This is a genomic window from Psychroserpens sp. NJDZ02 (assembly GCF_004843725.1).
GTDB lineage: Bacteria > Bacteroidota > Bacteroidia > Flavobacteriales > Flavobacteriaceae > Olleya.
Window position 1 is genome coordinate 720,742 of the sequence record NZ_CP039451.1, and the last position, 25,509, is coordinate 746,250.

Here is a 25,509-nt window from a genome sequence, read left to right on the forward strand (position 1 = left end):
AAAGTGATTTTATTTAAATTTAGAGATAACATTACTCATTAAAACTAAACCCTTTTTTAATGTTATTTATAATATAAATCTTATAATTCAATAAATAAAAAACCTCAGATTACTCTGAGGTTTTTTATTTATTATATTGGTAACATCTACCTGTTACCCATCAACTTATAACCGCTTACTTCCTCGTATCACGCAGTGTTATTAAACAAAGGCGATACACTGCACTAAGTAACCCTGTTCTTCTTTAGTGAATAATACCTTTAAATTCCCATGTCAAAACCTCATCAGGATCATTATCTATAAGATGCTTAACAACATTACGATGTAAGACAATAGTTGGTAAATACTCTTGCAAACGAAATAATAATGTCTCGTCAATTTTTGACGTATCTAAGGCCAACTCACAACGAATACCATGTTTTGGTTTCTTTTCTTTAAATAGAGATGCAGGAAAAGCACCACAAGCAACTACGTCTATAATATTTACCGCAAAATAGTCATCCCACACCGTGTCATCTTTCTGACTTTTGATAATTACAGGAAACGTTTGCAATCCCGTTACGCCCGTTTCTGTCAGCAAATCAATAAACCTTTTAGACATTACAGGAATGTTACCATCATTAAAATCAAGTATTGCATCTCCAGATTTTGCATTAGTTGTAATTACTATAGGAGTATCTAAACCTGTTGCTATTTTCTTTCCAGATAGAAAATCTAAGCCATCATATTCTTTGTTTGCCACTTTTAACACAACATCAGTCCCTGATGAATTGGCTTCCTCTAAAACAAAATACATGTTTTTACCTTCCGGAGTCCTATTTTTTAACTTATTAAAATACACCGTTAAAGCCTGCGCCTTAGAAACGTATAATCTACTGATCATTTTTCCTTTTTCACCAATAGTACCTGTTTGCCATGTAAATTCATGATCATCATTTTCAAAAGAAAATGATCCTGTATTATAAAAAGCTTTTACATTTAACTTCTTAAAAGTATTAGCTTCATTATCCTCTATGTATTCTTCTAACTCTATATTTTTTTTATGATCCTGATTTAAGATAAATAAAAACAATTCATTGGTATGATAGTTAGCAAAATCGCTATCATTAAGAAAATCTGCTTTTGTATATTCTCGTTCTAACGCATTTATAACATAAGGTAACATTTCGTGTATATCGTTTAATAATGCATACATACAAGCAATATTAAAACTCATTACCCCTCTAGATTTTCTAGATTCTTCAACTTTACTAAAATATGGGCTCAAGACATCAAGACCTTCTTGTAATTGTCCACTAGCGCAATAAGCCACAACAAGATTTCCTATAATATTATCTGCAAGTATTCTTTCTGGACTAAAATCTTTTTTATGCTTTGTAAATATATCAATGGTGCTTTGAACTTGCCCAAGACGTATTAAACTCATAAAAAGAATATTTAAAGAGCTGTTATTTGCTTTTAACTGTAACGCTTGTTTTGCATAAATAACTGCTTGAGTATAATTTGACTTATAAAAATAATGACCTTGTGCTAAATTAAGAATCACATTAAAATCGTTTGGATATGCTAAAATAATAGCATCTTCCATTTCTATTACTTGTCCCCATTCCTTCTTGGCAGCGTATCTTAAAAACTTAATTTTAAGTAATATATTTTCAGGAGCAGTAGCGCCTGCTTGCACTAACAAATCTATTAAAACAGTATTATTTCTACTATGCGCTATTATTAAAGGATTATTACCATTTTTATGCATCGCATTTACATCTGCAGAAGCATTAATTAGCATTTTAGTAATTTCTACCGCTTCATTATCTACTGCAGAAAGTAAAGGTATTGTTTCGCCTTTCTGCAATTCATCAGTAGTTTTTGAGGCATTAGGATTTGCATTATATTCTAAAAGTAATTTTACGACATCCGTATATTTTTTATTATTAGCTCTTGCATAATAACATACTTTACTTAAAATCGTGTTTCCGTCAATATCTCTTTGATTTACATTTACACCTTTTTTTAATAATACTTCTAGAAGATTTTTATTTTCGGAAACAAAAAATAATAAGTTTTTGTTAGATTCTTTATCTATATAATTAATATCTATAATACCAGATTCAATACAATCTATTACTACATCTACATGTTCTTCTGCATCAAAAAGCAATTCTTTAACATCAAATGCTACACCTTTACTTTTGCATAGTTTAATAATAGATAAGTTTTTATGTTCTAATGTATATTGTATAACATTTTCTGTAAGACCTTTGTCCAGTTTTGCACCATCGTTTAGAAGTTCTTCAATTTTTTCTAGATTAACGTCTTCAATTGCTGCAGATAATATTTCTCTGTTTTCTTTTCTCTTTTTAAGTAGATCAATACCTTTTTCTACATACTCAGAGGCAGACTCTAAAATCTCATCTAATAACGCTTCAAAATAGTCTTCTTCTACGTATTCGGCCTCCTCATATTCTTTTTTATAAGCCTCTAGGACATCTAGTATGTTTTGCTGAAGAACAGGATCTTCAGTATTGTGTAATGCAGGTGCAAAAAGGTCGTCCATACCATCCCCTCCATCGTTATTAAGCATATCGCCTGATGCTTCTGATAGTAATTTTAGTAAAGCTTCCGATTCAAATTTAGGAAAATAGGTATCTATTAGTACGTCTTGGTTTGTTCTACTCCAGAAGCGATGCCCTGCATCATAATATTCGCAAGCCTCATAAAACTGAGTTACAATAGCCAATTGCGCCGTTAAGTCTTTTCTTTTAATAATTTCTTCCACAACAAAACTAGTCGCTTCAAAATTAAAATAAATGTTCTGCAATGTCATTTGAAAAACAGAAATCAACACAGACGATGAAAGTTTATTTCTATGTTTTTGAAGGTATTCATCTAAAATGGAAACCACCACTAAACTTTCGTCTTTCATCTTTACTCCTAGAAACTGGACAAAAGGATGTTTATCTCTTGTATAATAGATATCTACTAGTGTTTTTAAAGTAACAAGTCCTTTCTCAAACACAACTAAATCATCCCTTTTTAACTGCGCCATTGCTATTGAAAAAATAGAAACCTCCTCTGGTTTCTCAACTTCTTTATACTGCTCCTCTTGTTTAGCCAAAAACATAGTATTGACTGCTTTCTCTGCTGTTTCTTTATTTTCGAAAGAGGTTATTTTTATCAAAGGCGTTTCTTCACCTACACCATGAACTACAATGGTATAATTTTTCTCTAATGTTATAAGAAAATAATGGACAGTATTGTTAATGGTTTGCGTGAAATATTTTTCCAAATGAGTCATGAAATTATTTTTGATATTACTAAACTATAGTGATTTATTTAAGAGTGCAAATTACTATTTATATGATATAATTTATCACGGTTTTCAGTGATAAGCCTTCATAAAAACCATGTTTTCATTCAAAAGTAAAGCAAAACTTTAAAGTGGCACTTTTATTATAATCTACTACCCTATTATTAAATATGATAAGATGTTCTAATCCTTTATTAAAAGACAAAATCTTCTAAAATAGATTTATAGCCCTAATAAATCAAAACAAAAAGGAATAATTTATAGTATGCAAAATGCAATTCTTAATGCCGTATTACTTATTAAAGTATTATAGAATAACCACACCAATCGACAGTTTATCTTTTTCTTAGTAACTGACCTAAGTCATTTTATATCAAACGTTAAGTTTACATCTTTACATATAATTTATTAAGACCTATATCATGCAAACAAATGTTTCTTATTTCGAAAATAAAAAGGAGTTCCGTTTATTAGTTACTAAATCCTTTCCAAATTTAATTAAACTAAAAAAAGAAGGAGACCAAACGTCTTTTAACGCCTTAGTATTACAAATAATGCCACAAATACGACAGTACGTCAATACACAATTAAATGTCGCTATTAGCAAAGGGCATTTCTCAAAAAACAAGTATAAGGCAGACGATATTATAGATCAGCTATTTGTCGAAATTTACGATCATATTGAAGAGGTTAAAAAAGAAGAACACTTCTACCAATGGTTATATAAAAAGACCAATGCACTATTAGAAGACCTTAGTATCAACGAAGAATTTGATGATTTATTCTTTAAAAATATCGACGACTATTCTAAACCAGAATGGGATGCCATGCAAGAGAAGTATAGTTCTGATGCTGATGGAGATGGTCATACAAAACTAATTGAAGAATTTTCAGATAGCTCTTACAACCATAACGACTACACCTTAAACCATGTATTTATTGAAAATAAAGAAAAAGGTTGGATTGAAAAAATTGACAAAGACTTAAGTGGTGAAGACATTAAAAATCACATTGCCATGGTGTTATACAACCTACCATCTGCTATGCGTAATGTTTTTGAATTATTTACAACACAAGAATTAAGTCTAGAAGAAATTGCTGAAATAAGAGATAATACGGTTGAGGAAGTGGCACAACTTTTAAAAGATGCTAAAAACGCGCTACAACTTAGTTTTTTCAATAGATATACCAATAAATAGAATAATTACAATTTAAAACAGACTATTATGAATACAGTAACTTCAAACCCAAAAACAGAATTTTTACTTGGTGCAGGACTAGATGTGTTGCACTTTGAAAGCAGAGAATGGCTTGACACCATTGACTTTTGGAAAGATGAAATTAGATTTTTTAATGATTTATTAAAGCATAAAGAAGCCTCAGATAAAAATAATTCAGAATATGAAAGCATGCTAAAAAACTTAGATAAGGTGCATGCTGATGTATTTAATGATTTAAGAGAAAGCGTGGTAAAACACGAACAATTATTATCAAATATCGAGCTTGCAAAAAAAGGCTTATCTGATAATGATTACAGAGAAAAACATGCACAACTTTTATCAAGAATCAACACTTTTACTAACGATTTTAAAACGTTTAAAAAAGTAGTTTTTGACTACTCAAAAGGTTTATAATTATCACAACTACTGGAGACATTAGTATTATCTTTTAAACACCGTGTCTTCAGTAGTTATTAAACATAACATACTAAAACACCATGACTATGGAATTATCCCTATATACTAAAACATATAATGACGCTGATGTAATTAATAATTTTATGGATTTATACCATAGCTTACATATGACACATTTAGCTAGTGATCTTTTAAAAAAAGGATTATCTCCTGATCAAATATCAGATGCAGTAGCAACAGCCTTAACCATTGCAAAAACGTCTAATATTGAGACAAGCAAGCATTTTATGCCTGTATACAGTGGAATAAACGAACAGATTATTCAGGATTGTAAATTATCACATTTGGGATATGGATTGGTAATAATGAATGCCGATAAAAGCCTACCACTTGTAGGAAGTTTTCAAGTAGATGTTTTAAAAGAATTTCTTAATGAAGTGCACTAATTAATTAGCCTGCTTCTTTAAGTGATTTCAAGACTAATTGGACAATGATCAGAACCATAGTAATCGGATAATATTTGTGTCGTTCTGACTTTATCTATTAGCGTATTGCTTACCAAAAAATAATCAATGCGCCATCCTGCATTACGTTCTCTAAACTTAAAACGATAACTCCAAAAGGTATACGCAATAGTATCGGGATATTTACTTCTATATACATCTACAAATCCAGAATGGATACACTTATCCATCCCATCAATTTCAGTTTGTGTGTAACCTGCGGTTTTATTATAATTAGACTTGTCATTTTTTAAATCGATTGCTTTATGAGCAACATTAAAATCACCACAAACAATAACAGGCTTAGTCTTTTCTAATTTTTTTAAATAGGTCAAAAAATCGGCATCCCATTTTTCTCTATAGTCTAAACGCTCTAATTTTTGTCCAGAATTAGGAACATACACGTTTACTAAATAAAAACCATCATATTCTGCACATTGTACTCTTCCCTCCGCATCATGCTTTTCAATCCCCATAGCATTACTAAAAGATAACGGTTTTGATTTACTTAATATCGTTGTGCCCGAATAGCCTTTTTTATCTACCGAATTATAATATTGTTTATAACCACTCATAGACACCAAAGCCTTTTCAACCTCATTATCCTGAGCCTTTGTTTCTTGCAGGCATAAAATATCTGGATTTAAAGTTGCTATAGATTCAAAAAAATCTTTTTTCACCATAGCTCTAATTCCATTAACATTCCAAGACACAATTTTCATAAAGTCTATTTTTTAGGGTTAAATAACTTAATTTTTATATTCAGAATACACCGCTTTTAATTACAAAAACAGAGGTGTAAAAAGCCTTTAAACCCAATATAAATGAGTGCTATAGTTGACTTGTTCTACGTTTGTTCCATTTTACAACTTCGTACCAAATTACTGTTATAAAACCTGTTGCTACACTACTAAATAATTGAAAAAAGCTTAAAGCCTCAAACTCAAAGAATTTTGCAAATGGTGTTATAAAAAGCAATGCTATCGTAATACTTATAGTGATACCAATTATTAAGAGTACTAGCTTATTTTTATATTTTAAGGTCGTTAAGATTGAATAATAAAAAGACCTATTAATCAAAGTTAAAAAGATATTAGCGCTAATTAACGTGGTAAACACCATGCTACGTGTTAATGCCTCATTAAAATTATGTTGTATACCATATTGATAAACAAGCAGCACACCTAAAGTAATCATTAAACCTTGCAAGATACTAGTCGTTAATTCTTTTCCATTAAAAAAAGTAACCGTAAACGGACGTGGCTTTTGAAACATCGTGTTTTTCTCTATCGGTTCGTTTTCATAAATAATAGAGCATGTTGGCCCCATTATTAATTCTAAAAAAATAATATGTATTGGAGAAAAGATATTGGGATAAGCCCAACCCAATGCTAAGGGAATAAACACGGTTAAAATAATAGGGATATGTATTGAAATAATATATTGAATCGCTTTTTTAAGATTGGCATAAATCCGCCTTCCCATAGCAATAGCATCGACCATTTTTGATAAATCATCTTCCAATAATATTAATGAGGCTGCTTGTTTAGCTATTTCGGTTCCTTTTTTACCCATAGCAATACCAATATGTGCTGCTTTTAAAGCTGGACCATCATTAACACCATCTCCGGTCATGGCTACTATTTCATTATTCGCTTTTAAAGCATTAATAATTTTTAATTTTGCTTCAGGAAACATTCTTGTAAAAATAGTGGTCTCTTTTACTTTTTGCTGTAATTCAGCTGCTGTAAGCTGCATTAATTCGTCTCCAGACATACTGTTCTCAAAACCGTTTAAACCAATTTCTTTAGCAATAGCCCTAGTTGTTAAAGCATTATCACCAGTAATAACTTTAACCTTAATTCCTGCTAAACTAAAATCCTTAAGTACCGCTACTATATTTTTTTTTGGAGGATCATAAAAAGCGACGATTCCTTTAAAATCGAACTCAAAATCCTGTTGCTTTTCTGGATAAGCATCCCCTTTAAAATGCGTTTCTGCCACGCCCAACACACGATAACCTTCTGCTGTTATGGTTTTAATCGCATTGTTTATACGTTCTTTTTCTTCTGTTGAAAGATTTGAAATAGCTAATATTGCTTCCGGAGCTCCCTTTGCAGCAATTATCCTTTTGCCTTGATTATTCTCAAACACATGAGTCATCATAGGTGGTTTTCCGCCTAATGGATATTCGTGTACAAGTTTAAATTGGGCACGTTGATCTATCTTAGTTGTCTTTTTATAAGCTTTATGCAATGCGATTTCCATTGGATCAAAAGGGATAGGCTCACTCGCCCACATGGCTATTCTAATCAATTCATTCTCTGCTGCACCTAAACTATCCTCGATTTTAAAAATAGAATTAGAAGATAAGGTATACAGTCTAGCAAGACTCATTTTATTTTCTGTAATAGTTCCTGTTTTGTCTGTACAGATCACAGTCGCACTTCCTAAAGTTTCAACCGTTTTAATTTGCTTAACAATAACACCTAACTTCATCAATCGCCATGAGCCCAAAGCCATAAACGTTGCAAAAGCTACCGGAATTTCCTCTGGCAAAATACTCATCGCCAAAGTCAACGCTTTTAGTAAACTATCTAAGATATTATGAGAATGGTAGAAGTTAATCCCCCACACAATCATAAAAACAACAGCTCCAATAATAGCCATTTTTTTTACAAAATTGTTGATCTGTAATTCTAAAGGTGTTTTTTCTTTATGGATGCCTTCTAAGCTTTTTCCTATTTTACCTAATTGCGTGGTATTACCAATAGCAGTAACGGTAACAATAGCTAATCCACCCGAAACTAAAGTCCCTTGATATACTTTATTATCTGTTTTTGTTTTGTCTTTATAAACCGTTAGCGATTCTCCGGTTAGAATAGATTCGTTTACTGAAAAATCATTAGAATGCACAATAATACCATCTGCTGCTACGGTACCGCCTTCTTCTACTATAAGACTATCTCCAACAACTAATAATTCGCTTTTTATATCTATTGTTTTACCATCACGAATGACTTTGCAATTAGGTTCTGAAAAAGTTTTAAGCTTCTCTAAGGCATTACGACTTCTAGAATCTTGATACAAAGAAATAGCTGCAACCAATATTGTGGCCGAAGTCAAAAAAATACCATCACCCACATCTCCGCTAATAAAATAAATAGAGGAAGCCACCAATAGTAAAATAACCATCGGCTCTTTTACTAAACTTTTGATCGCTTCTAAAAAGTAATACTCTTTTTTAGCCTCCAATTTATTATATCCATATATTGAACGTGCCTCTAGCACTTCTTTATTGGATAATCCTGTTATGTTAAAATTATTTGTTTGCATTAAAATTATGGAATCGTGGTTTTTTATAAATTTAACACATTAGCCTTTATAGTTTGGATATTATACCACTAAATCTCCAATCAAATAATTAATCGTACGCCACCCAACTCTTCAATTTTATAAGGAAAACGATTGCCTGGAGAACCAATAAACATAAAGTTAATTGGGATATTCCATTCTTTAGACAACTTAGTGATTAGCTCTGGACCAAAACTAGCATCTAACTCTACAAATTCGATTTTAATTAAAGGATACTCTCTATCTACCACATCGATATCAGTCCTAAATTGCGTGGTAATTAAGTTTCCGTTTTTAGTTGCAGTGACTACTTTTAGTTTTTTAGTATGCTCATTTCTTTGAATATATAATAACACTTTATTTAATGTTTCCACATCATCATCTTTAGTAAAATAAACAAACTCTTGAGAATTTATCATATCTATTACATTCAATATTTTACTATCTGTTTTCATTACAAAACTACGAACAGGATCAAACACCGTATGTATTATTTTTAACACAAACTTTAATAATACCGTCCTATTAAGCATTATGGATGTAAAAACGATGGCAGGAATAAAATAATCTAAAAAGACGGTTACATTACTAGCTCCTCCTTTTATGGGCGGCATAACAACATTACCAATCAGCGCGATAATAACAGCAGTAATAGCAACAAGTATTGCCATCCAACTTGCTTTTTCGGGACGTGGCAAACTGTTTCTTTTTACTTTAAGTAGCACATTTCCTATGCCGAATAATGTCATTACAGATAAAAAAGAAATGGTATAAACACCAGCCAATAGTTTGACATCCCCTTTGGTAATTAGCAAAACAGAAATAGTTAGCATTAAGAACACAATTATAATACGATACGAGCTTCCTCTTTTATTTTTCTTTAGAAAAAACTGAGGTAAAATACGATCTAAAGCCATGCGTTCCAACAATCCAGAAACACCAACAAAACTTGTTAGCACTGCTCCGCTAAGCACTAAAAACGCATCGACACTAATTAATATTGCTAACCAATTACCGCCAACATGTGATGCCATTTCTATTAAAAGTGTATTTTGATATGCCTCACTCTGTAATAATGGTATTGCAAATAGCGATAACGCAAATAAAGCCGTTAACGGATTTAATATACTTACTACAACCCACATGTTTTTTAGTGTTTTTGGAAACACCCCTTTTTGTTGTTCTTCAACAAAATTTGCTGAACTTTCAAATCCAGAAACCCCCAACATAGATGCAGCAAAACCAAGAAAAATAGCTTTAGTAATACTTCCTGAAGTCGTAGGAAAGTACCAGTTTTCTATAAATAAGCCAATACCATTATTAAACAAGAAGAAAATAATAAAACCACTTAATACCGCAAAAGAGAATAAATGGAATAGAAAAATACCAATAGCAACTTTGGACGATTCTGAAACCCCTACAATAGTTAGCCCTCCAAAAAAACTAAGTAGAATAATAGTTGCCATTATAATGGAAATAGATGGCACAATATGATGCAAATAATGAATAGCCTCATTAGCCGAAATAACTGCAGTTGCCATATAGGACAACAAGGTTAACGTCGCAGCAAACGACGCCATAAATTTACTTGTTGTATTTAATAAAGCATTATAAGCACCTCCATTTAAAGGTAAAGCACCAACCACTTCTCCATAAATTTTTCTGAATAAAAAAAGAACTAACGATACTATTAGTAAGGTAATCCAAGCATATTGTCCAGCAAAAGCAATTGCTAACGCAGACACATATAAAACGGATGAACTAATGTCATTTCCACTAATAGCAGTTGCTGCTAATTCGCTTAGTTTTTTATGTTTTTTCATAAGTATTTTTACTATGATTTACTCCCGTTGGCTTCCTTACTTATAACGTTAAACAAACTCCTATTTTAAAAAATCAGGATCCATAAACGCTGGATTTGGATACTTATAAAACCCTTCTCCCGTAGCAACACCTAATTTATTTTTATCAATAAAATGTTCTTTTAAGTATTTTACGGTTTTGATTTTTAAAGGATCATTGGTTTTTTCTACTGCTATTTTATTAATATTATACGCTGTAGTAATCCCCACAACATCTAGTATACCAAAAGGTCCAACAGGTGCTCCGGTTGCCTTAATCCATGTTTTATCTATAGTTTGGACATCTGCAACCTTATTTACTAATAAGTTAGTGGCTGCACTTAATAACGGTACAAGTAAAGAGTTAAGGATATATCCAGGTTGCTCTTTATGTAGTGGCAAAGCTAACATACCAATAGCTTTAGCAAAAGCGACTACATCATTAAAATTTTGTAAATCTGTAGTGGCATGACCCATAACTTCTGCGGTATTATGAATCCAAATATTATTTGCAAAATGCAATGCTAAAAACTTTTCAGGACGCCCTGTTGCTTCTGCAAACTGACTAGGTAATAATGTTGAAGAATTGGTTACAAACACTGTTTTTTCAGGAGCTACTTTTGCTAATTTATGATAAAACTCTACTTTGATTTTTGGGTTTTCTGGCACGGCTTCAATTAATAAATCTGCCTCTTTTACGGCTTCTGCTAAATCAGACGTATAACTTAGGTTTTGACGCGTTTGATCTAACTGTTCTTGTGTTGCTTTTAAGTCCCTTTTAAACACGTCGCACATGTTCTCAAATTTAGCTTTTGCTTTATCTAAAACAGCATCATTAATATCATAAACGGTGACATTAAATCCATGAAATGCGGTTTGAAAAGCGATCTGATAGCCTAAAACACCACTTCCTGCTATGGTTACATTTTTATAATTCATTGTAATAATTTTTATTTGCTTTTATAAATACATTGGGTAATAATCGACTTGCAATTGATTGATTACGTTATTAATTCCTGGCGCATTATACGCTGCAATTTCTGCATCATCTTTTTCCTTAATAGAATGCACGGTTCCACTTAATGTTAACGTTTGATTATTAACCGCTACTTTAATATTTTTAGCGTCAATATTAGCCGAACGCTTAAATGCTTTTTGAATGAGCTGTTCTACATTATGAGGTGTTGCTTTTGGTTTTAAATGAATATTATTAACCACTTCTTTTACACCATATAAATGCTCAATAGTTCTTTTGGCGAAGCTTTTTTGATAAGGCCACTCTAATTCGCCAGTCAAATAAACCCTACCATCTTCCACCTCAACAATAATATCCTCTGATGGTACAGATGCATTCCACTCTAAAGCATTTATTGCTGCTTTTGCAATCTCTATATCAGACTGTTTATCGCTACTGCCATATTTTACTTTAATTGCTTCGGCTACAGCTTTTACTCCAGCAAGAGACTTTATAGCATCTTCAATAGCTGTTTTTTTTGGTAAATCACTTACAATTCCTGTAAGCGTTGCAATACCATTATTTACGGTTACACCAATTTGAGTCTCGTCTATATTTGGCAACCATGACAATTCTTCTAAAATGTCATTTTTAAGTTCAAAATCTGTTTTCATATTCTATAAGTTTCAAATTATTTAATACTATATAAAATTACTGCTCTTAATTATACTATGCGCTGACCTACGTCAGTCTCAAAAAAAAATCACCCTAGCACAATACCATGTGTTAGGGTGATTTCTTATAAGACCATAAATTTATTATGTCTTATAAAAATAAAAAAAATTAATACTCTACTTCCAACTCATTGTCTACACTCCATACTCCTGGTGCGTAAAATGCAGTTCGTCTGGCATCATCTTTTTCTTTTAATGAATGTACTTTACCTGTCAATTTAATGTTATGACCTTCAGCTTTTACAGTAATATCCTTAGCATCAATATCTGCAGAACGCTCAAATGCTTTTTTAATTTTATTTTTAATGTCTTCTGCTCTCACCGCGTTTTTTAATGCAATATTATTTACTACATACTTTACACTTTGTAGATTCTCAACTGCTTTTTTTGCTGCAGTTTTTTCAAAATCCCACATCACATCACCACTTAAATAGACCCAGCCATCTTCAACCTTAACCTCGATTTTGTTAGAAGGTACAGAAATATTCCATTTTAATGCATTAACAGCAGCGGTAGCAATTTCTGTATCCGATTTGTGAGAGGTTTCGCTGTATTGCACTTCAATCTCTTCGGCTACAGCCTTAACACCTACAACACTTTTAGCTGCTTTTTCTGCTTCACGTTTTTTAACATAACTATCCACTGTTCCTGTTAGTGTTACAATACCATCTTTTACAACAACTCCAATTTGAGTTTCGTCAATACTTGGTTGCCATTCTAATTCGTCTAAGATGTCTTCTTTAATACTTAAATCTGTTCTCATAATTTTAATGATTTAAATTAAACAATTAATATACATTAAAGATATCCAGATTATAAACTACTGACACTGACCTACATCAGTCTTACTTTTTATTTTAAAAATTTTAACACAATTATGGATTGTGCAATTCAAAATTTACACATAAAAAAACCCAAATAGCCGTGTAGCTACTTGGGTTTAAATTGGTCACTTTAACTAATAATTGACTAACTTATTTTAAGTGTGATCTTAACATCCAAGCTGTTTTTTCGTGCTGTTCCATAAGTCCGGTTATGTAATCACTAATACCATCTGCTTGCCATTTATCTGCCATAGGCTGTATTTCTTCTCTAATAAAAATGATAATGCTTTCGTGATCTTCTAGTAATTCTGCAAAGATGCTTTGACTATCATTTTTACCTTTTACTTTTTCAGTAAGATGCGTTAATTGCGAATATTTTTCTAATGTTGCAGGTACATAATGACCTAACATGCGTATTTTTTCTGCGACTGTATCTACAACATCTTGTTGCGCTTCATACAAGGTTTCTAGATAAAGGTGCACCGAATGAAAATCTGGACCTTCAACGTTCCAATGAAAATTTAAAGTTTTAGAATATAATACAAATTCGTCTGCTAATATTTTAGATAACTGATCTGCTACAGCTTGTCTGTTTTCTGCTGAAATACCTATGTTTGGTGTTTTCATCTTTATGATTTTTAATTAATTATTAAGTAAAGGTATTGGATGTCTCAAACACTTTTTATGACCTAGGTCAGTTTGGTCGTTTTTTTAGATTTTTTTAATGCAGAATAAAAATGAAAGGTGACTGCTGCAAATACAACCCCTAAAAAGGCCAATCCCATATCTTTTTGAGAATCCCAGATATCCCCTTGCGTTCCTAAATACGATATTCCTTCTTCTACAAAAAAGACATCTGCAACTAGCCATTCTAGAATTTCATACAATGCACTTGCAGATAAAATGATTAAAATAGGCAGTCGTAATGCTAAGTTTACCTGAATTTTAAGCCATTTTGAAATGCATTCTTGTAGGGGATAATACAATAGTAGGCCAAAACTAAAATGTACTAGTCTGTCATAATTATTTCTTGAAGAATGAAACACCTCTTGTAACCAAAAACCAAACAGATTTTCTGCATACGTATATTTAGAGCCATACACGTGTAAACAAAGAAAAACACAAATTACAAAATAACTATAATCAGTAAAACGATACTTTGAATAGGTGAAAATTAAAAAAAGCAGCGCAATAACCGTTAACGTATTTTCTATAAACCAATTCTTAATATCCGTTGTACCCATTAAGGAATTTACCCATAGGATACCAAAGAAGAGACTAATCCAAAAAAGCTTATGTCCGATGACAGTTATAACACTGCTATATAATTTCATTTAAAAACGATGCTTTACATTTAATGTAAAATTAAATTTCAACTATCTACTAATAGATTTAGCTGCTTTAATAAGTGATTTTGCTTCGTGAATAGAAGGATAAACAGGAATAATTTTCTTCCCTGTTTCAAACAATCCATACACCGCTGTTTGTGCCGTTCTAACGGAATACTCTACTGTAAATACTATATCCTTTGGCACCTCAGCAAATTGTCCTAAAAAAGCAAAATTTGTCGCTCCTTTTGGCAGTACTTCTGGTCTATCTCCATAGGCTCTTGGCATAAACAAGCTATCAATAAAAGGCATGGCTGTTGGAATACAATTTACTTTTCCAGCAGCTACGATAGGCTTCATTAAATTCTGAATTTTTAAATGATACCACAGTTCTTCTAAAATTTCTTCTCCACTACATTCCGCCATTGTTTTATTGACAAAATTTCCTTTTCTATCTGGATACAAGCCATATCCCCAAAAAATCTTAACCTCTTTTGGTTGATTAGGAAAATGGGGTTGACGCGCAATAACTATGGACATTAACCAATTAGAATCAGTCATGGTTACCAGCCCACCTGTACCATCAACATTTCCTGAAAAATTTTCCATATAATCCTGAAATGTACTATCCTTTAAAGTTACTGTAAAAGAATACCATTTTTGCAAATCGATATTATCGCAAAACACCCCTGGATTACCAAAAGCTTTATCTTTTTTGGCTATATTTTTCCATAATCCCCAAGAGCCTGATGCTTCAACACCTTTAAGTTTTGCAGGTCTATCCCATGCGCCATTATCTGTACTGTCCGTAATAGAACCGTTAGTAATAAAAACGTAATCATTGTCCCCTAATACTATTTCATTTTTATCTTTTAAATGCAATACCGTCGCTGTTTTTTTATCTGAAGACAAATCAAAATCTATATCAACAACCTCACATTCCATCTCAAAGTTAACCCCTTGAGCTTGTAAATATTTTTTTATTGGACGTACCACGGAATCGTACTGATTATACTTTGTACGCATGACACCTCCTAAACGGTAAAGCCCATCCACCAAATGAATTAAACGTTTCATATATCGTCTCATCTCTGCAACGCTACTCCATTTTTGAAACGCAAACATTGTTGACCAGATGTACCAAAAATTAGTATCGAAAAACGATTGATCAAACCAATCTTCAATTCTTTTATTTTCTAGAAGCGTTTCCGATGTCATTATTAGTTTTAATAAATCCGCTTGCTCTTTAAGCGTTAGACCATAAGAGGAAACATCCATTTTTTTTCCATCTTTTAATAACCTTGCTTTTCCATTTGAAACAAATCTCTCATTAAACTCAAAAGACTCATCTCTTATCGAAACCTCAGGATCTTCCAAGGATGGGATATGAGATAATAAATCCCAATAACACTCGTAATGTCTTTCATGCATCCTTCCTCCTCTGACTACAAAACCGTCTTCTTTGTTACCTGCACCATCAAGCGCCCCACCAGCAATTTTAGCTTTTTCTAGAATATGAATGTTCTGACCTTGTACTCCAGCATCTTTAATTAAATAGACTGCACTTGCCAACGATGCCATACCGCTTCCAATAAGATATATCTTAGCCTCTTTTGGATTTTTATTTTTTGTTTTACTCATGATTTTACATATAATAATTAAAAAGCAAAGCAGTAACTGTTAGTCGTTTTCTTCAAATTAGTTATATTATTTGGACCTATAATCAAAGACTAAAACTACCACGCCTTTCCAGTTACAGCGATGCTTTACACTACTTTAATTGTGATTTTGATTTTTTAAGTTGAATGCTAAAGCAATTCTGAAAATACCAGCAGAAATAAATGCTAAAGCTGTCATATATACAATACTTAAACCTGCAATAATAGGATTAGCTAATAGCAGAAACGAAAAAAGGATAATAAGGCATCCAAAAAATAGCAACCACCCCCAAGATAAAAGCCCAAAGGTTTTAATCTGAAAGGATAACCCAATGGCCATAAACCCCTGAAACAACAACCAAAACCCAATATAAAAAGGTAGAATTGCCATAGTCATTAACGGATGCGTAATTAACAATACCCCTATTATAAGATCTAAAACACCACCTGCTAAATACCACCCCCAACTACTGATCTCTTGTCTATTAGAAATAGAAAATATAATTTGAGAGCCTCCTGAAATCAGGATAAACACACTAAAAATAATACTTAAAGACACATAACTAGCTAATGGTGTTTGAAAAACCCAAATACCCGCTATAATATAAAGCACCCCTATTAAAAGAGAAATCCACCAATTTTTCACTGTACTTAAAACCTTAGTTTCCATAACCTCATTATTTTAAATTATTAATCGACATTATTTTTAAAAAGATCTTTTAAAGCAGATCCAAGCTCGTCCATATCATGCGTAAACTCACGTTCAAACTTTTGTTCGTTAGCTATGGTTGTTTCATTAAAAGAGATGACTCCCTCTTTAAACTCATTCCTTTTTTTTGCTAATTTGTCTTTAAGCGCTTCGTTTTTTTGCTCTAGCTGATCTAAAGCTGTTGTTAACTTTTCTTTTTCTGCTTTACTTACTGTTTCAATTTTAGTTCTCAATGCTTTAATTTGAGTGTCTGTTGCTTCGATAGCTGACTGAGATGCATTTTCAAATTTTTTCCAATTCGAATTCACTGTCATTTTAATCTCCTTGTTAGTATCCACTGCTCCTTTTTTGAGATCTTTACCGAGTGCTTTAGCATCTTCTTTAACAGCTTTAGCATCTTGCTTAGAAGATTGCCCACAGCTAATTAATGTACTTCCTGCCATAATAACAATTACAGCTAAGGCTAATATTTTTGCTTTCATATCTAAACTATTTAAGTTAATTACTACGTTTTTTATTACTTATTAATCCACAATATCCTCACCTAAAGCACTGTGTAATTGATATAATTTTTCTTCTTCCTTTTTGATTCTTTTGCTCAATCTGTTTTTTCTAGCCTTAGCGTATGCATCCGTCACGGAATGCTCAAAACCATCCAAACGTGTTTCTAACTTATGAATTCGAGATTTAGTTTGGCTTTTAATCTTATTTAAAGTGGCTTTTCTTTTAGCTTCTAACGCGACGATATGCGCTTTTCGTTTTGCTTTTAAATCTGTAATCTTAGCCTTAATCTTATCTTTTTCATTTGCTGTTGCTTGTCTCAGTTTTTCGCGTTCATCCTCTATACTATCTTCAAAGTTTTCTACCTGTTCATCCACATAATCATCGAATTCTATACCTGCTTCACTTCTAATAATTTCTGAGCTTAACCCGTTAAGTGCTTCGTCAATAAACACAGAACTATCTTCTGCTACTTCTGCAACAATTGCAATAGTACCAATAGTCATTTTTTTACTTACATTTTTAATAAATTCTGCTTCAAAATTAGAGCGACTAACATCCCAAACCGCACCTACCGCAGTTCCTGTGTACAACCCAATAACAAATCCAAGAGGGCCAACTAAAGCACCTGCCATCCCACCAAGCGCCATACCTGTAAAAACCCTCCAACCTTCTCCATCGGTTTGATCTTTTAACACTTGATATTGATTGTGCTCTTTTTTACGAATCATCATATGCTCATACAATGTAATATCACCATATGCATCCAATGCTTTAATTTTGTGTAAAGCTTCTATCGCTTTGTCTTCTTCCTTAAAAGGAATAACTATGATATTTGCCATTTTTATAGATTTTAAAAATTAATATTTATTTAGTGAAATGCTTTAGCAACTGTTTGGAGTTCTACTTTAAGTGTTTTATCAAATTTTGTGATTGGAGGAATCTCTAGATCGATATTTAGCAACTCATAAACTGCCATTTGAGCTGCTCTAACTGAATACTCTACAGTAAAGACAACATCATCTGGAATCTCTACAAACTGACTGATAAAGCCTAAATTTTTTGAATTTTTTGGTACAGGAAGCGGTCTATCTGTTTTTAAACGTGGCATAAACATACTGGTGATGTATGGCATTCTGCAGGGAATACAAATGGCATTTGCAAACACAACATCATAATCAAATTTTAAATGTCCACAAAGTTCTTTCAGAATTTCTTCTCCAGTACATTCCGTCATTGGTTTCCCTACAAAGTTACCCACGCGGTCTGGATGTAATCCATAGGTAAAAAACACTTGCACATGGTCTGGTTGGTCTTTATAATGAGGTTGTTCGTTTAATGAAAAGCTCATAAACCAATTAGAATCTTTAAGAGTGACTTGACTTCCTGTTCCTGCTTTGTTTCCAGAAAATTTTTCCATTTGATCAAAGAAAGCGGTGTCTTTTAATGTTACTGTAAACGATTCCCAAAACGATTCTGCTATGTTAGTATTAAAGACTTCCGGTCTACCAAATCCAGGATATTTACTAGCTAATTTTTCCCATAACATCCAGCCTTGACTGTCTTTTTTTGTAAAGTGTTGTGGTGCACTTGTCATTGATCCATAACTAGACGCATCTGTCATTGAACCATTTTGATAGAAAACTAGATCACCATCATTAACTGTTACGGTTTCAGAATTACCTGCAGTATCATACATTAGTTTTTTTACAACTACTTTTTCGGTTTCTGTGTTTGGATCTAAAGCATACGTTGTGTCGATATCAGTAACCGTACTTCCTTTTTTGAAATTAACACCATGAGATTTTAACCAAACTTCCAATGGAAGAATCATAGAATCGTACTGATTGTAAACGGTACGTTTTACACCTGTCATTGTTTCTACATTAGGAAACTCTTGCATAAAACGGTGTAAATATCGCTTAAACTCTACCACACTATGCCAAGGTGAAAACGCAAAACTAGTACGCCACATAAACCAGAAATTAGTTTCGAAAAATGAAGGCGAAAACCAATCATAAATGGCACTATTACCTAATTTTTCTTCGCTAGCCTCACTTAATTTAAGAAGTTCTGCGCGGTCTGACATTGAAAACCCCAATTTAGAGGCGTCTACAATTGCTCGGTTTTTATCTATAAGACGTGCTTTAGAATTTGATATTACTTTTTCGTTAAATGTAATAGTCTCATCGGTTACCGACCTGTTAGGATCTGTAAGTGATGGAATGGATTTGAACAATTCCCAAGTACATTCGTAAATGTTTAATGTAAACATACGAGAGCCACGCAACGTGTATCCGTCTTCTGGATTTCCTCCCGCGTCTAAACTACCTCCTAATACAGGCAGACTTTCGTAGATTGTAATATTATCTCCGGAGAATCCTCCGTCACGAATTAAAAATGCTGCTCCCGCTAATGATCCTATTCCACCACCTATGAAGTAAGCTTTTTTATCTTTATTATTAGTGTCCATAACTATTTATTTTTTTTTCTAACTCTTTTTTACACTTCAAAATTAGAGTGTTATAAGACAAGACACACTGACCTAGGTCAGAGTACAAAAAATAAGTCGCATTTATTTACTTTGTTTTGTTATTAGGTATATGCGTGAAGGATTGCAGAGGAAATCCCACAGCCCGACGCAGGAGGTGCGAGGAATTGTAACGAAAAGCCTGACCCTTGTGGTCACGCCCAACTTTTAAAAATTAAACTATAATTAACTTCTAATAATAAGAATGTAAATAATACCCACCAGAATAACACTTCCAAAAGCATAACCAACAAGTTTACCTGTAGCTTTGGAGCCTTTAAATAAAGAGATGACTAATTTAACCAACATATTACTGATGGTAGCTGCAATTATTACGGAAGATGCTAGTGTTAATTTGTCTTGATTTAAAGCAAATTTGGACATACTGATTGTAATGGCATCTGTGTCCGCTAATCCCGCGATTAAGGCAGAATAGTATAAACCGCGCTCTCCAAAAAATTGATTGCTATAAAAAACAGCAAAGAGAATAACAACATAGACCGCACCAAAGCCAATAGCATTTAACATATTTAAGGGGTTGCCTAATTTGATATTGGTATCTGGTTTGGGATCATCCTTGCGCATTAATAACAAGGTTGCTACAATGCAGATGGCCGTTAATAGTCCAAATGGCACTATTAAATTAACCAATATAGCGCTATTAAAAATGTAGGCCAGAAAGGCTAATCTTGGAAACATAATGGCTGAAGCTACGATGATTCCTGCGCTATATTTTTTGGAAAGTTCTGGAGACGCTTTACTACTAGACGCATAATTCCAGGCTACTGCTGTGCTAGAAATAAGTCCACCAAGCACTGCTGTTAGTATGATTCCTTTTTTGGAACCGATAAATTTAACCAGAAAATATCCTATAAAATTTAAGAAGGACACGATGACTATTATAGATCCAATTTCGAATGGGTTTAATAGGTTATCTGGACCATAGGTTTTATTTGGTAGAAACGGAAGTATCAGTAAGGCAATGATTACAAACTTTATAAATGCAAAAAGCTCTATTGAAGTAATGTTTTGAATGACAGAACGAAACCTTGTTTTAAGCGATAGTAAAGTGACAATAATAACGGCTGTTGCCACTGCGTCTCTATAATATCCTGCCGAAACCATTACCCCTAAGACAAAGGTTGCTATTAAGGCTAAATTAGTTGTTAAATCTTGACTGGGCCCTTCTTTATTTTGGGCATATTGATTGAATCCTAAAAACAAAATAAAGGCTCCTAAACTAATAATTAAGAGCCATACGGTATATATTGTTGTCAGATTGCCTAATGTAAATCCAAGAATAGTCACTATAGGAAATGTTCTTATACCTGCTATACCTGTGTCTTCTTTGAGTTTGTCATACTCCCTTTCTAGACCAAGTATAAGACCAATCCCTAAGCTTATTAAGACCCCTAGAATATAAGATCCTACGAGCTGATTTATCTGTTCTTGTATTTGCATTTAATTTTACATGTACTTTTCTAAAAACCTAAAAAATTCTTTTTTAAGGTCTGCGTATATCTCACGTTGTGTTTCCATTTTGTTTCTAAACTCCACATGTTGTTCTGCCAAACGGACATCTATTGCATCTTCCCCTTCTAGACTTTGTCCCGCGATACGTGTTTCGTGCTTTTCTATGGTTTCTAGTAAATCTTCTATAACTCCACCGTGAAGAATAAACTCGTTTTGATAATGCTCTAATTGTGCTAACACGTCTTTATTTGTCCAACGGGTTACTAGTTCGCTTAATTTGTTATTAAAAAATTGCAACTCTTGTTTCCAGAAAGCCAATTCGCCTTTCCATTGTTCGTGTTCAAAGTGCATGTTTGAATTGTATATGATTTCTTTTTCCATGATAATTATTTATTTAAATTATACCACAAAGGTTATCTTTTACCATCGTTTTTGAAATGACTTAGGTCAGTCTAGTAAAACAATTACTTATATTTTTATAATATCTGTTGGTGTTTCTACTAAAATAGTTTTATCGCCACGCAAAGCAATTGGTTGCTTCATGATTTTTGGATTGTGTTGTATTATTTTTATCCAATCATCGGTTGATAAATTATGAGGTTCAAAACTGGATTGATACGCTGGACTATCCTGATTAACAAGATCTGCCACCTCGATATGTAAGCGCTCTGCTAATTCTACTAGTTGCGTGCCTGTCAATTTTGTTTTTAATATATCAATATCTTCTACCTTAAATCCATCTGCTATAGCATAAGCTAATGCTTGTTTTGCTCTTACCGATTCTGAATTATAATAGACTGTTATTTGTCTTTTTGATGTCGCAATTTCTCCCATACTTTGATTATTAAAACCTATTGTTTTTTAATTTTTTCTTCCTCTACATAACGCTTTAAAAGTTGCTTTAAACTTTCTAAATAGTCCGTCATTACATTTTTATCCATATGAGGATGTTTACTGATTGGTAAGGTTAAAGGATTCTCATCTAATGACCGATAAAGTTCAGGATAGTTGGTTTCAATATTACCGGTAAGTTGTGTTATCTCTGTTAATACTTTTTGAAGGTCTTTCATATATAGGACTCTATTTTATAGTTATAATTAATTATTCTTATTATGTAAAACATTAAGCTGTTTGATCAATTCTTCTCCACCAATCATATGCTCGGTTATTGCAAATACTTCTTTTCTGTTTTGTCTAAAATCTTTTAAAAACTGAGCTAAATCATCTTCCAATTGTTCATGCTCGTCTCTAAATTTATCTGAGACATATGTAAAAGGATCATCTACCAACTCACTTAAATGCTGTAAATGTTTGTTTATTCTGTCCAATAATGTATTGCATTGTTTTTCCACGTCCAATAGGTTTACTTCAATTTCAAGTATGACATCAATATTTTCTTTTTTTGTGAGATATAAAAAATACTTATCTATTAAGTGATGCAAAAATTTTAAATCCTCTTGGTAAAACAATATATCCGATTGCCAATGCCCTGTAAGCACATATAACTGCTCCCAAGTAGCTTCGTGACTATAGTTGTCTTTTGGTCTGTGTCTAAAATCGCTCATATTAATAAAGTTTTAAAAAGTAAATATAAAAAGGAATGGAATTGTGTAAAATGACCTTGGTCAGTTTAAAATATTAAACACAGGATAGTTAACACTTCTAAACAGTGTCTTTCTAGAAGTATAAAATTAATAAGCACACTGACTGACCTAAATCATTTCTGTAACGTACTGCTAACTCTAATTTTGTGGGACACGACATTATTTAATATAAAAACTAAAAATATGACAACTAAAAATTTAAAAGCCTACTGTTTAGGAGGTGGACTTGGCTCCCTATCTGCCGCTGTATTTATGATCCGTGATGGCGGAATTTTAGGACATCAAATAACTATATTCGAAAAACTACCAACACTAGGAGGCTGTTTAGATGGTGCGCGCCTTAAGGATGGGAGCTATTCCCTTCGAGGCGGCAGAATGTTAACCACAGATGCTTATGAATGCTTTTGGGGCCTATTTAAAGATATCCCTTCAATTAACAACAAAGGTATGTCTGTAAAAGATGAAACGATTGCCTTTAATAAAAAACATATTGCACACTCACAAGGTCGCTTAGTTGATAAAAACTGTCATATTGTAGATACCTCTACCATGGGATTTAATATGCATGATAGACTCGAGTTTTTAAAACTTCTTGAAGCTTCGGAAGAAAAATTAGGGACCTCAAAAATTACTGATTGGTTATCACCTGGTTTTTTTAACACCAACTTTTGGTACATGTGGCAAACCACGTTTGCTTTTGAACCTTGGCATAGCGCAGTAGAGTTTAAACGTTATTTACATCGTTTTATGAATGAGTTTCCAAGAATCAACACACTTGGTGGTGTAAAAAGAACCATTTATAATCAGTATGATTCACTAGTAGTCCCGCTTATTGCCTGGCTTAAAGATAAAGGTGTCAATTTTGAATTAGCGACTACTGTCGATGATATAAACGTGGAAGATATAGATGGAAAAGTTACGGTTACTTCTCTGACAGTAATTAAAAACGAAAGCCCAAAACAGGTTACTGTACATCCTGATGATATTGTTATTTTCCAAAATGGTTCTATGGTTGATGCTTCAAGTATTGGCTCTATGACAGAACCTCCAATTAAAAAGACAAAAGCAGATAGTAAAGGATGGACACTTTGGGAAAAATTAGCTAAAGGAAGACCTGATTTTGGAAATCCAGCGCCTTTTAACAGCAGTATTCCTGAATCTTTTTGGGAATCGTTTACAGTAACATTCAAATCTTCTGAATTTTTCGATAAAATTGAAAAAATGACAGGTAACAAAGCAGGAACAGGAGGTTTAGTAACCTTTAAAGATTCCAACTGGCTCATGTCTGTTGTACTTTATAATCAACCGCACTTTATCGATCAACCGGATGATGTTTATATCCTTTGGGGCTATGCGTTACACGGTAGTCGCGTCGGTGATTTTATTCCAAAAACAATGGTAGAAAGTAACGGACAAGACATCCTTAAAGAATTAGCAGGTCATTTTAATTTTGATGACAGTGTTTTTGAAGACGCTATTTGCGTCCCTTGCAGAATGCCATACATAACGTCTATGTTTATGCCACGTGCTTACAATGATAGACCAAAACCTGTTCCTGAAAGCTCTAAAAACTTAGCCTTTGTGAGCCAGTTTGTAGAACTTGCTGACGATGTTGTATTTACTGTGGAATATTCTGTAAGAGCTGCTCAAACCGCTGTCTATCAATTATTAAATATCGATTTAGAAATACCCAAAATCACAAAGCACGACAAATCACCTAAAGTGCTTATAGATTCCTTTTTTAAAGCTATTAAATAAAAGGTTAAGATTAATTAGAATACAATCTTGAGAATTCAAAAACCGAGGCTATTTGCTTCGGTTTTTTTTGTTTTGAAGAGATAATGCTTTACAGATATAGTTAATCAATCTAGACGCTTGTTATGATCTCTAATCAAAGCTTTACAACACTCAAGTCGATTAAGACCTTCTGTAAAACAAAAAAGCTTCACATTTCTGTGAAGCTTTTACTTAGTAGCGGGAACTGGACTCGAACCAGTGACCTTCGGGTTATGAGCCAGAAAACCATTAAAATTAACACCTAATAATCAACAATTTAACTCGTGCCATCTATATAAAATCTGCCAATTGAATAACATAAAGATACTTCAAATAGATACTTTTTCAAAGTCATAAATTATACTTTAGCCCTAGCTATCTCTTCACTTGAACAAAGACATTACAAACTCTATTAAATCAGCATCTACATCTAAACCATAAGAGCTACTTAAACAGGCTCATACCAGTTTGTACTAATTACTTAAAAAAGAATTTGTCTTAATTTTATATGTTGAAGAATCAAATTTAGATAGCTCAAACTCTGCAACCGCATACCCATCTTTTACTTTAGCAATAACTTCATCTACTTCTTTACCACCTTGCACTACTTTTAAAGCGGTATCCTTTGTGGTTAGTGCTGGTGTTTTTTCAAAGATTTGGAATACTAGTTCTTTTCCTTCTAAGTTTGCACACTCGGCTAATAATTGTATTTTTTGGACTATTACGCCATTGTCTAATTTTTCGTAATATGGCACTTTGGCTTTTGGGGTAGTTT

General features: G+C 32.8%; 24 protein-coding genes. 4 read left to right on the forward strand and 20 right to left on the reverse strand.

What is annotated here, in order from left to right:
• Positions 1–244: 244 nt before the first annotated feature.
• Complete coding sequence (locus tag E9099_RS03245; RefSeq protein ID WP_136582281.1) at positions 245–3,295, reverse strand: ankyrin repeat domain-containing protein; 3,051 nt, start codon at positions 3,293–3,295, stop codon at positions 245–247.
• Positions 3,296–3,729: 434 nt separating this feature from the next.
• Between E9099_RS03245 and E9099_RS03250 the strand changes: the two genes are divergently transcribed.
• From E9099_RS03250 to E9099_RS03260, 3 genes are all read left to right on the forward strand, one after another.
• Positions 3,730–4,506 carry an RNA polymerase sigma factor gene (locus tag E9099_RS03250; RefSeq protein ID WP_136582282.1) on the forward strand — a complete coding sequence of 259 codons (777 nt, stop codon included), beginning with the start codon at positions 3,730–3,732 and terminating at the stop codon, positions 4,504–4,506.
• A 27-nt stretch (positions 4,507–4,533) separates the two neighbouring features.
• On the forward strand, positions 4,534–4,941 hold the full coding sequence (locus tag E9099_RS03255) for a hypothetical protein (protein ID WP_136582283.1): 408 nt from the start codon (positions 4,534–4,536) through the stop codon (positions 4,939–4,941).
• Between the two features lie 89 nt (positions 4,942–5,030).
• A complete protein-coding gene (locus E9099_RS03260; protein WP_136582284.1) occupies positions 5,031–5,390 on the forward strand; it encodes a hypothetical protein in 360 nt (119 codons plus the stop codon).
• A 17-nt stretch (positions 5,391–5,407) separates the two neighbouring features.
• On the opposite strand, the gene E9099_RS03265 is transcribed toward E9099_RS03260, so the two are convergent.
• From E9099_RS03265 to E9099_RS03350, 18 genes are all read right to left on the reverse strand, one after another.
• Complete coding sequence (locus tag E9099_RS03265; RefSeq protein ID WP_136582285.1) at positions 5,408–6,169, reverse strand: exodeoxyribonuclease III; 762 nt, start codon at positions 6,167–6,169, stop codon at positions 5,408–5,410.
• A 109-nt stretch (positions 6,170–6,278) separates the two neighbouring features.
• A complete protein-coding gene (locus tag E9099_RS03270; protein ID WP_136582286.1) occupies positions 6,279–8,783 on the reverse strand; it encodes a cation-translocating P-type ATPase in 2,505 nt (834 codons plus the stop codon).
• 80 nt (positions 8,784–8,863) lie between these two features.
• A complete protein-coding gene (locus E9099_RS03275; protein WP_136582287.1) occupies positions 8,864–10,624 on the reverse strand; it encodes an APC family permease in 1,761 nt (586 codons plus the stop codon).
• A 60-nt stretch (positions 10,625–10,684) separates the two neighbouring features.
• Positions 10,685–11,581 carry a 3-hydroxyacyl-CoA dehydrogenase gene (locus tag E9099_RS03280; protein ID WP_136582288.1) on the reverse strand — a complete coding sequence of 299 codons (897 nt, stop codon included), beginning with the start codon at positions 11,579–11,581 and terminating at the stop codon, positions 10,685–10,687.
• A 21-nt stretch (positions 11,582–11,602) separates the two neighbouring features.
• Entirely contained in the window at positions 11,603–12,271 is a 669-nt protein-coding gene (locus E9099_RS03285) for a BON domain-containing protein (protein ID WP_136582289.1), read from the reverse strand.
• A gap of 169 nt (positions 12,272–12,440) precedes the next feature.
• A complete protein-coding gene (locus E9099_RS03290) occupies positions 12,441–13,094 on the reverse strand; it encodes a BON domain-containing protein (RefSeq protein ID WP_136582290.1) in 654 nt (217 codons plus the stop codon).
• A gap of 211 nt (positions 13,095–13,305) precedes the next feature.
• Positions 13,306–13,782, reverse strand: coding sequence for a Dps family protein (locus E9099_RS03295; protein ID WP_136582291.1), 477 nt, complete (start codon positions 13,780–13,782; stop codon positions 13,306–13,308).
• Positions 13,783–13,844: 62 nt separating this feature from the next.
• Positions 13,845–14,489, reverse strand: coding sequence for a DUF2238 domain-containing protein (locus tag E9099_RS03300; RefSeq protein WP_136582292.1), 645 nt, complete (start codon positions 14,487–14,489; stop codon positions 13,845–13,847).
• 42 nt (positions 14,490–14,531) lie between these two features.
• The gene (locus E9099_RS03305) at positions 14,532–16,124 is read right to left on the reverse strand and encodes an oleate hydratase (protein ID WP_136582293.1); all 1,593 of its coding nucleotides are present in this window, start codon (positions 16,122–16,124) and stop codon (positions 14,532–14,534) included.
• Between the two features lie 135 nt (positions 16,125–16,259).
• Entirely contained in the window at positions 16,260–16,811 is a 552-nt protein-coding gene (locus tag E9099_RS03310; protein ID WP_136582294.1) for an HdeD family acid-resistance protein, read from the reverse strand.
• Positions 16,812–16,831: 20 nt separating this feature from the next.
• On the reverse strand, positions 16,832–17,332 hold the full coding sequence (locus E9099_RS03315) for a hypothetical protein (RefSeq protein WP_136582295.1): 501 nt from the start codon (positions 17,330–17,332) through the stop codon (positions 16,832–16,834).
• A gap of 42 nt (positions 17,333–17,374) precedes the next feature.
• The gene (locus tag E9099_RS03320; protein ID WP_136582296.1) at positions 17,375–18,193 is read right to left on the reverse strand and encodes a DUF1269 domain-containing protein; all 819 of its coding nucleotides are present in this window, start codon (positions 18,191–18,193) and stop codon (positions 17,375–17,377) included.
• 29 nt (positions 18,194–18,222) lie between these two features.
• Complete coding sequence (locus E9099_RS03325) at positions 18,223–19,824, reverse strand: oleate hydratase (protein WP_136582297.1); 1,602 nt, start codon at positions 19,822–19,824, stop codon at positions 18,223–18,225.
• 243 nt (positions 19,825–20,067) lie between these two features.
• On the reverse strand, positions 20,068–21,342 hold the full coding sequence (locus E9099_RS03330) for an MgtC/SapB family protein (protein ID WP_136582298.1): 1,275 nt from the start codon (positions 21,340–21,342) through the stop codon (positions 20,068–20,070).
• Between the two features lie 6 nt (positions 21,343–21,348).
• A complete protein-coding gene (locus E9099_RS03335; protein ID WP_136582299.1) occupies positions 21,349–21,735 on the reverse strand; it encodes a hypothetical protein in 387 nt (128 codons plus the stop codon).
• Positions 21,736–21,822: 87 nt separating this feature from the next.
• A complete protein-coding gene (locus E9099_RS03340; protein ID WP_136582300.1) occupies positions 21,823–22,188 on the reverse strand; it encodes an arsenate reductase family protein in 366 nt (121 codons plus the stop codon).
• A gap of 17 nt (positions 22,189–22,205) precedes the next feature.
• Entirely contained in the window at positions 22,206–22,424 is a 219-nt protein-coding gene (locus E9099_RS03345) for a hypothetical protein (RefSeq protein ID WP_136582301.1), read from the reverse strand.
• Between the two features lie 27 nt (positions 22,425–22,451).
• Positions 22,452–22,919, reverse strand: coding sequence for a hypothetical protein (locus tag E9099_RS03350; protein WP_136582302.1), 468 nt, complete (start codon positions 22,917–22,919; stop codon positions 22,452–22,454).
• A 183-nt stretch (positions 22,920–23,102) separates the two neighbouring features.
• On the opposite strand from E9099_RS03350, the gene E9099_RS03355 reads away from it, so the two are divergent.
• Positions 23,103–24,716 carry an oleate hydratase gene (locus tag E9099_RS03355; protein ID WP_262710420.1) on the forward strand — a complete coding sequence of 538 codons (1,614 nt, stop codon included), beginning with the start codon at positions 23,103–23,105 and terminating at the stop codon, positions 24,714–24,716.
• 491 nt (positions 24,717–25,207) lie between these two features.
• Here the strand turns inward: E9099_RS03355 and E9099_RS03360 are convergent, their stop codons facing one another.
• Entirely contained in the window at positions 25,208–25,489 is a 282-nt protein-coding gene (locus E9099_RS03360) for a hypothetical protein (RefSeq protein ID WP_136582304.1), read from the reverse strand.
• Between the last annotated feature and the right edge of the window lie 20 nt (positions 25,490–25,509).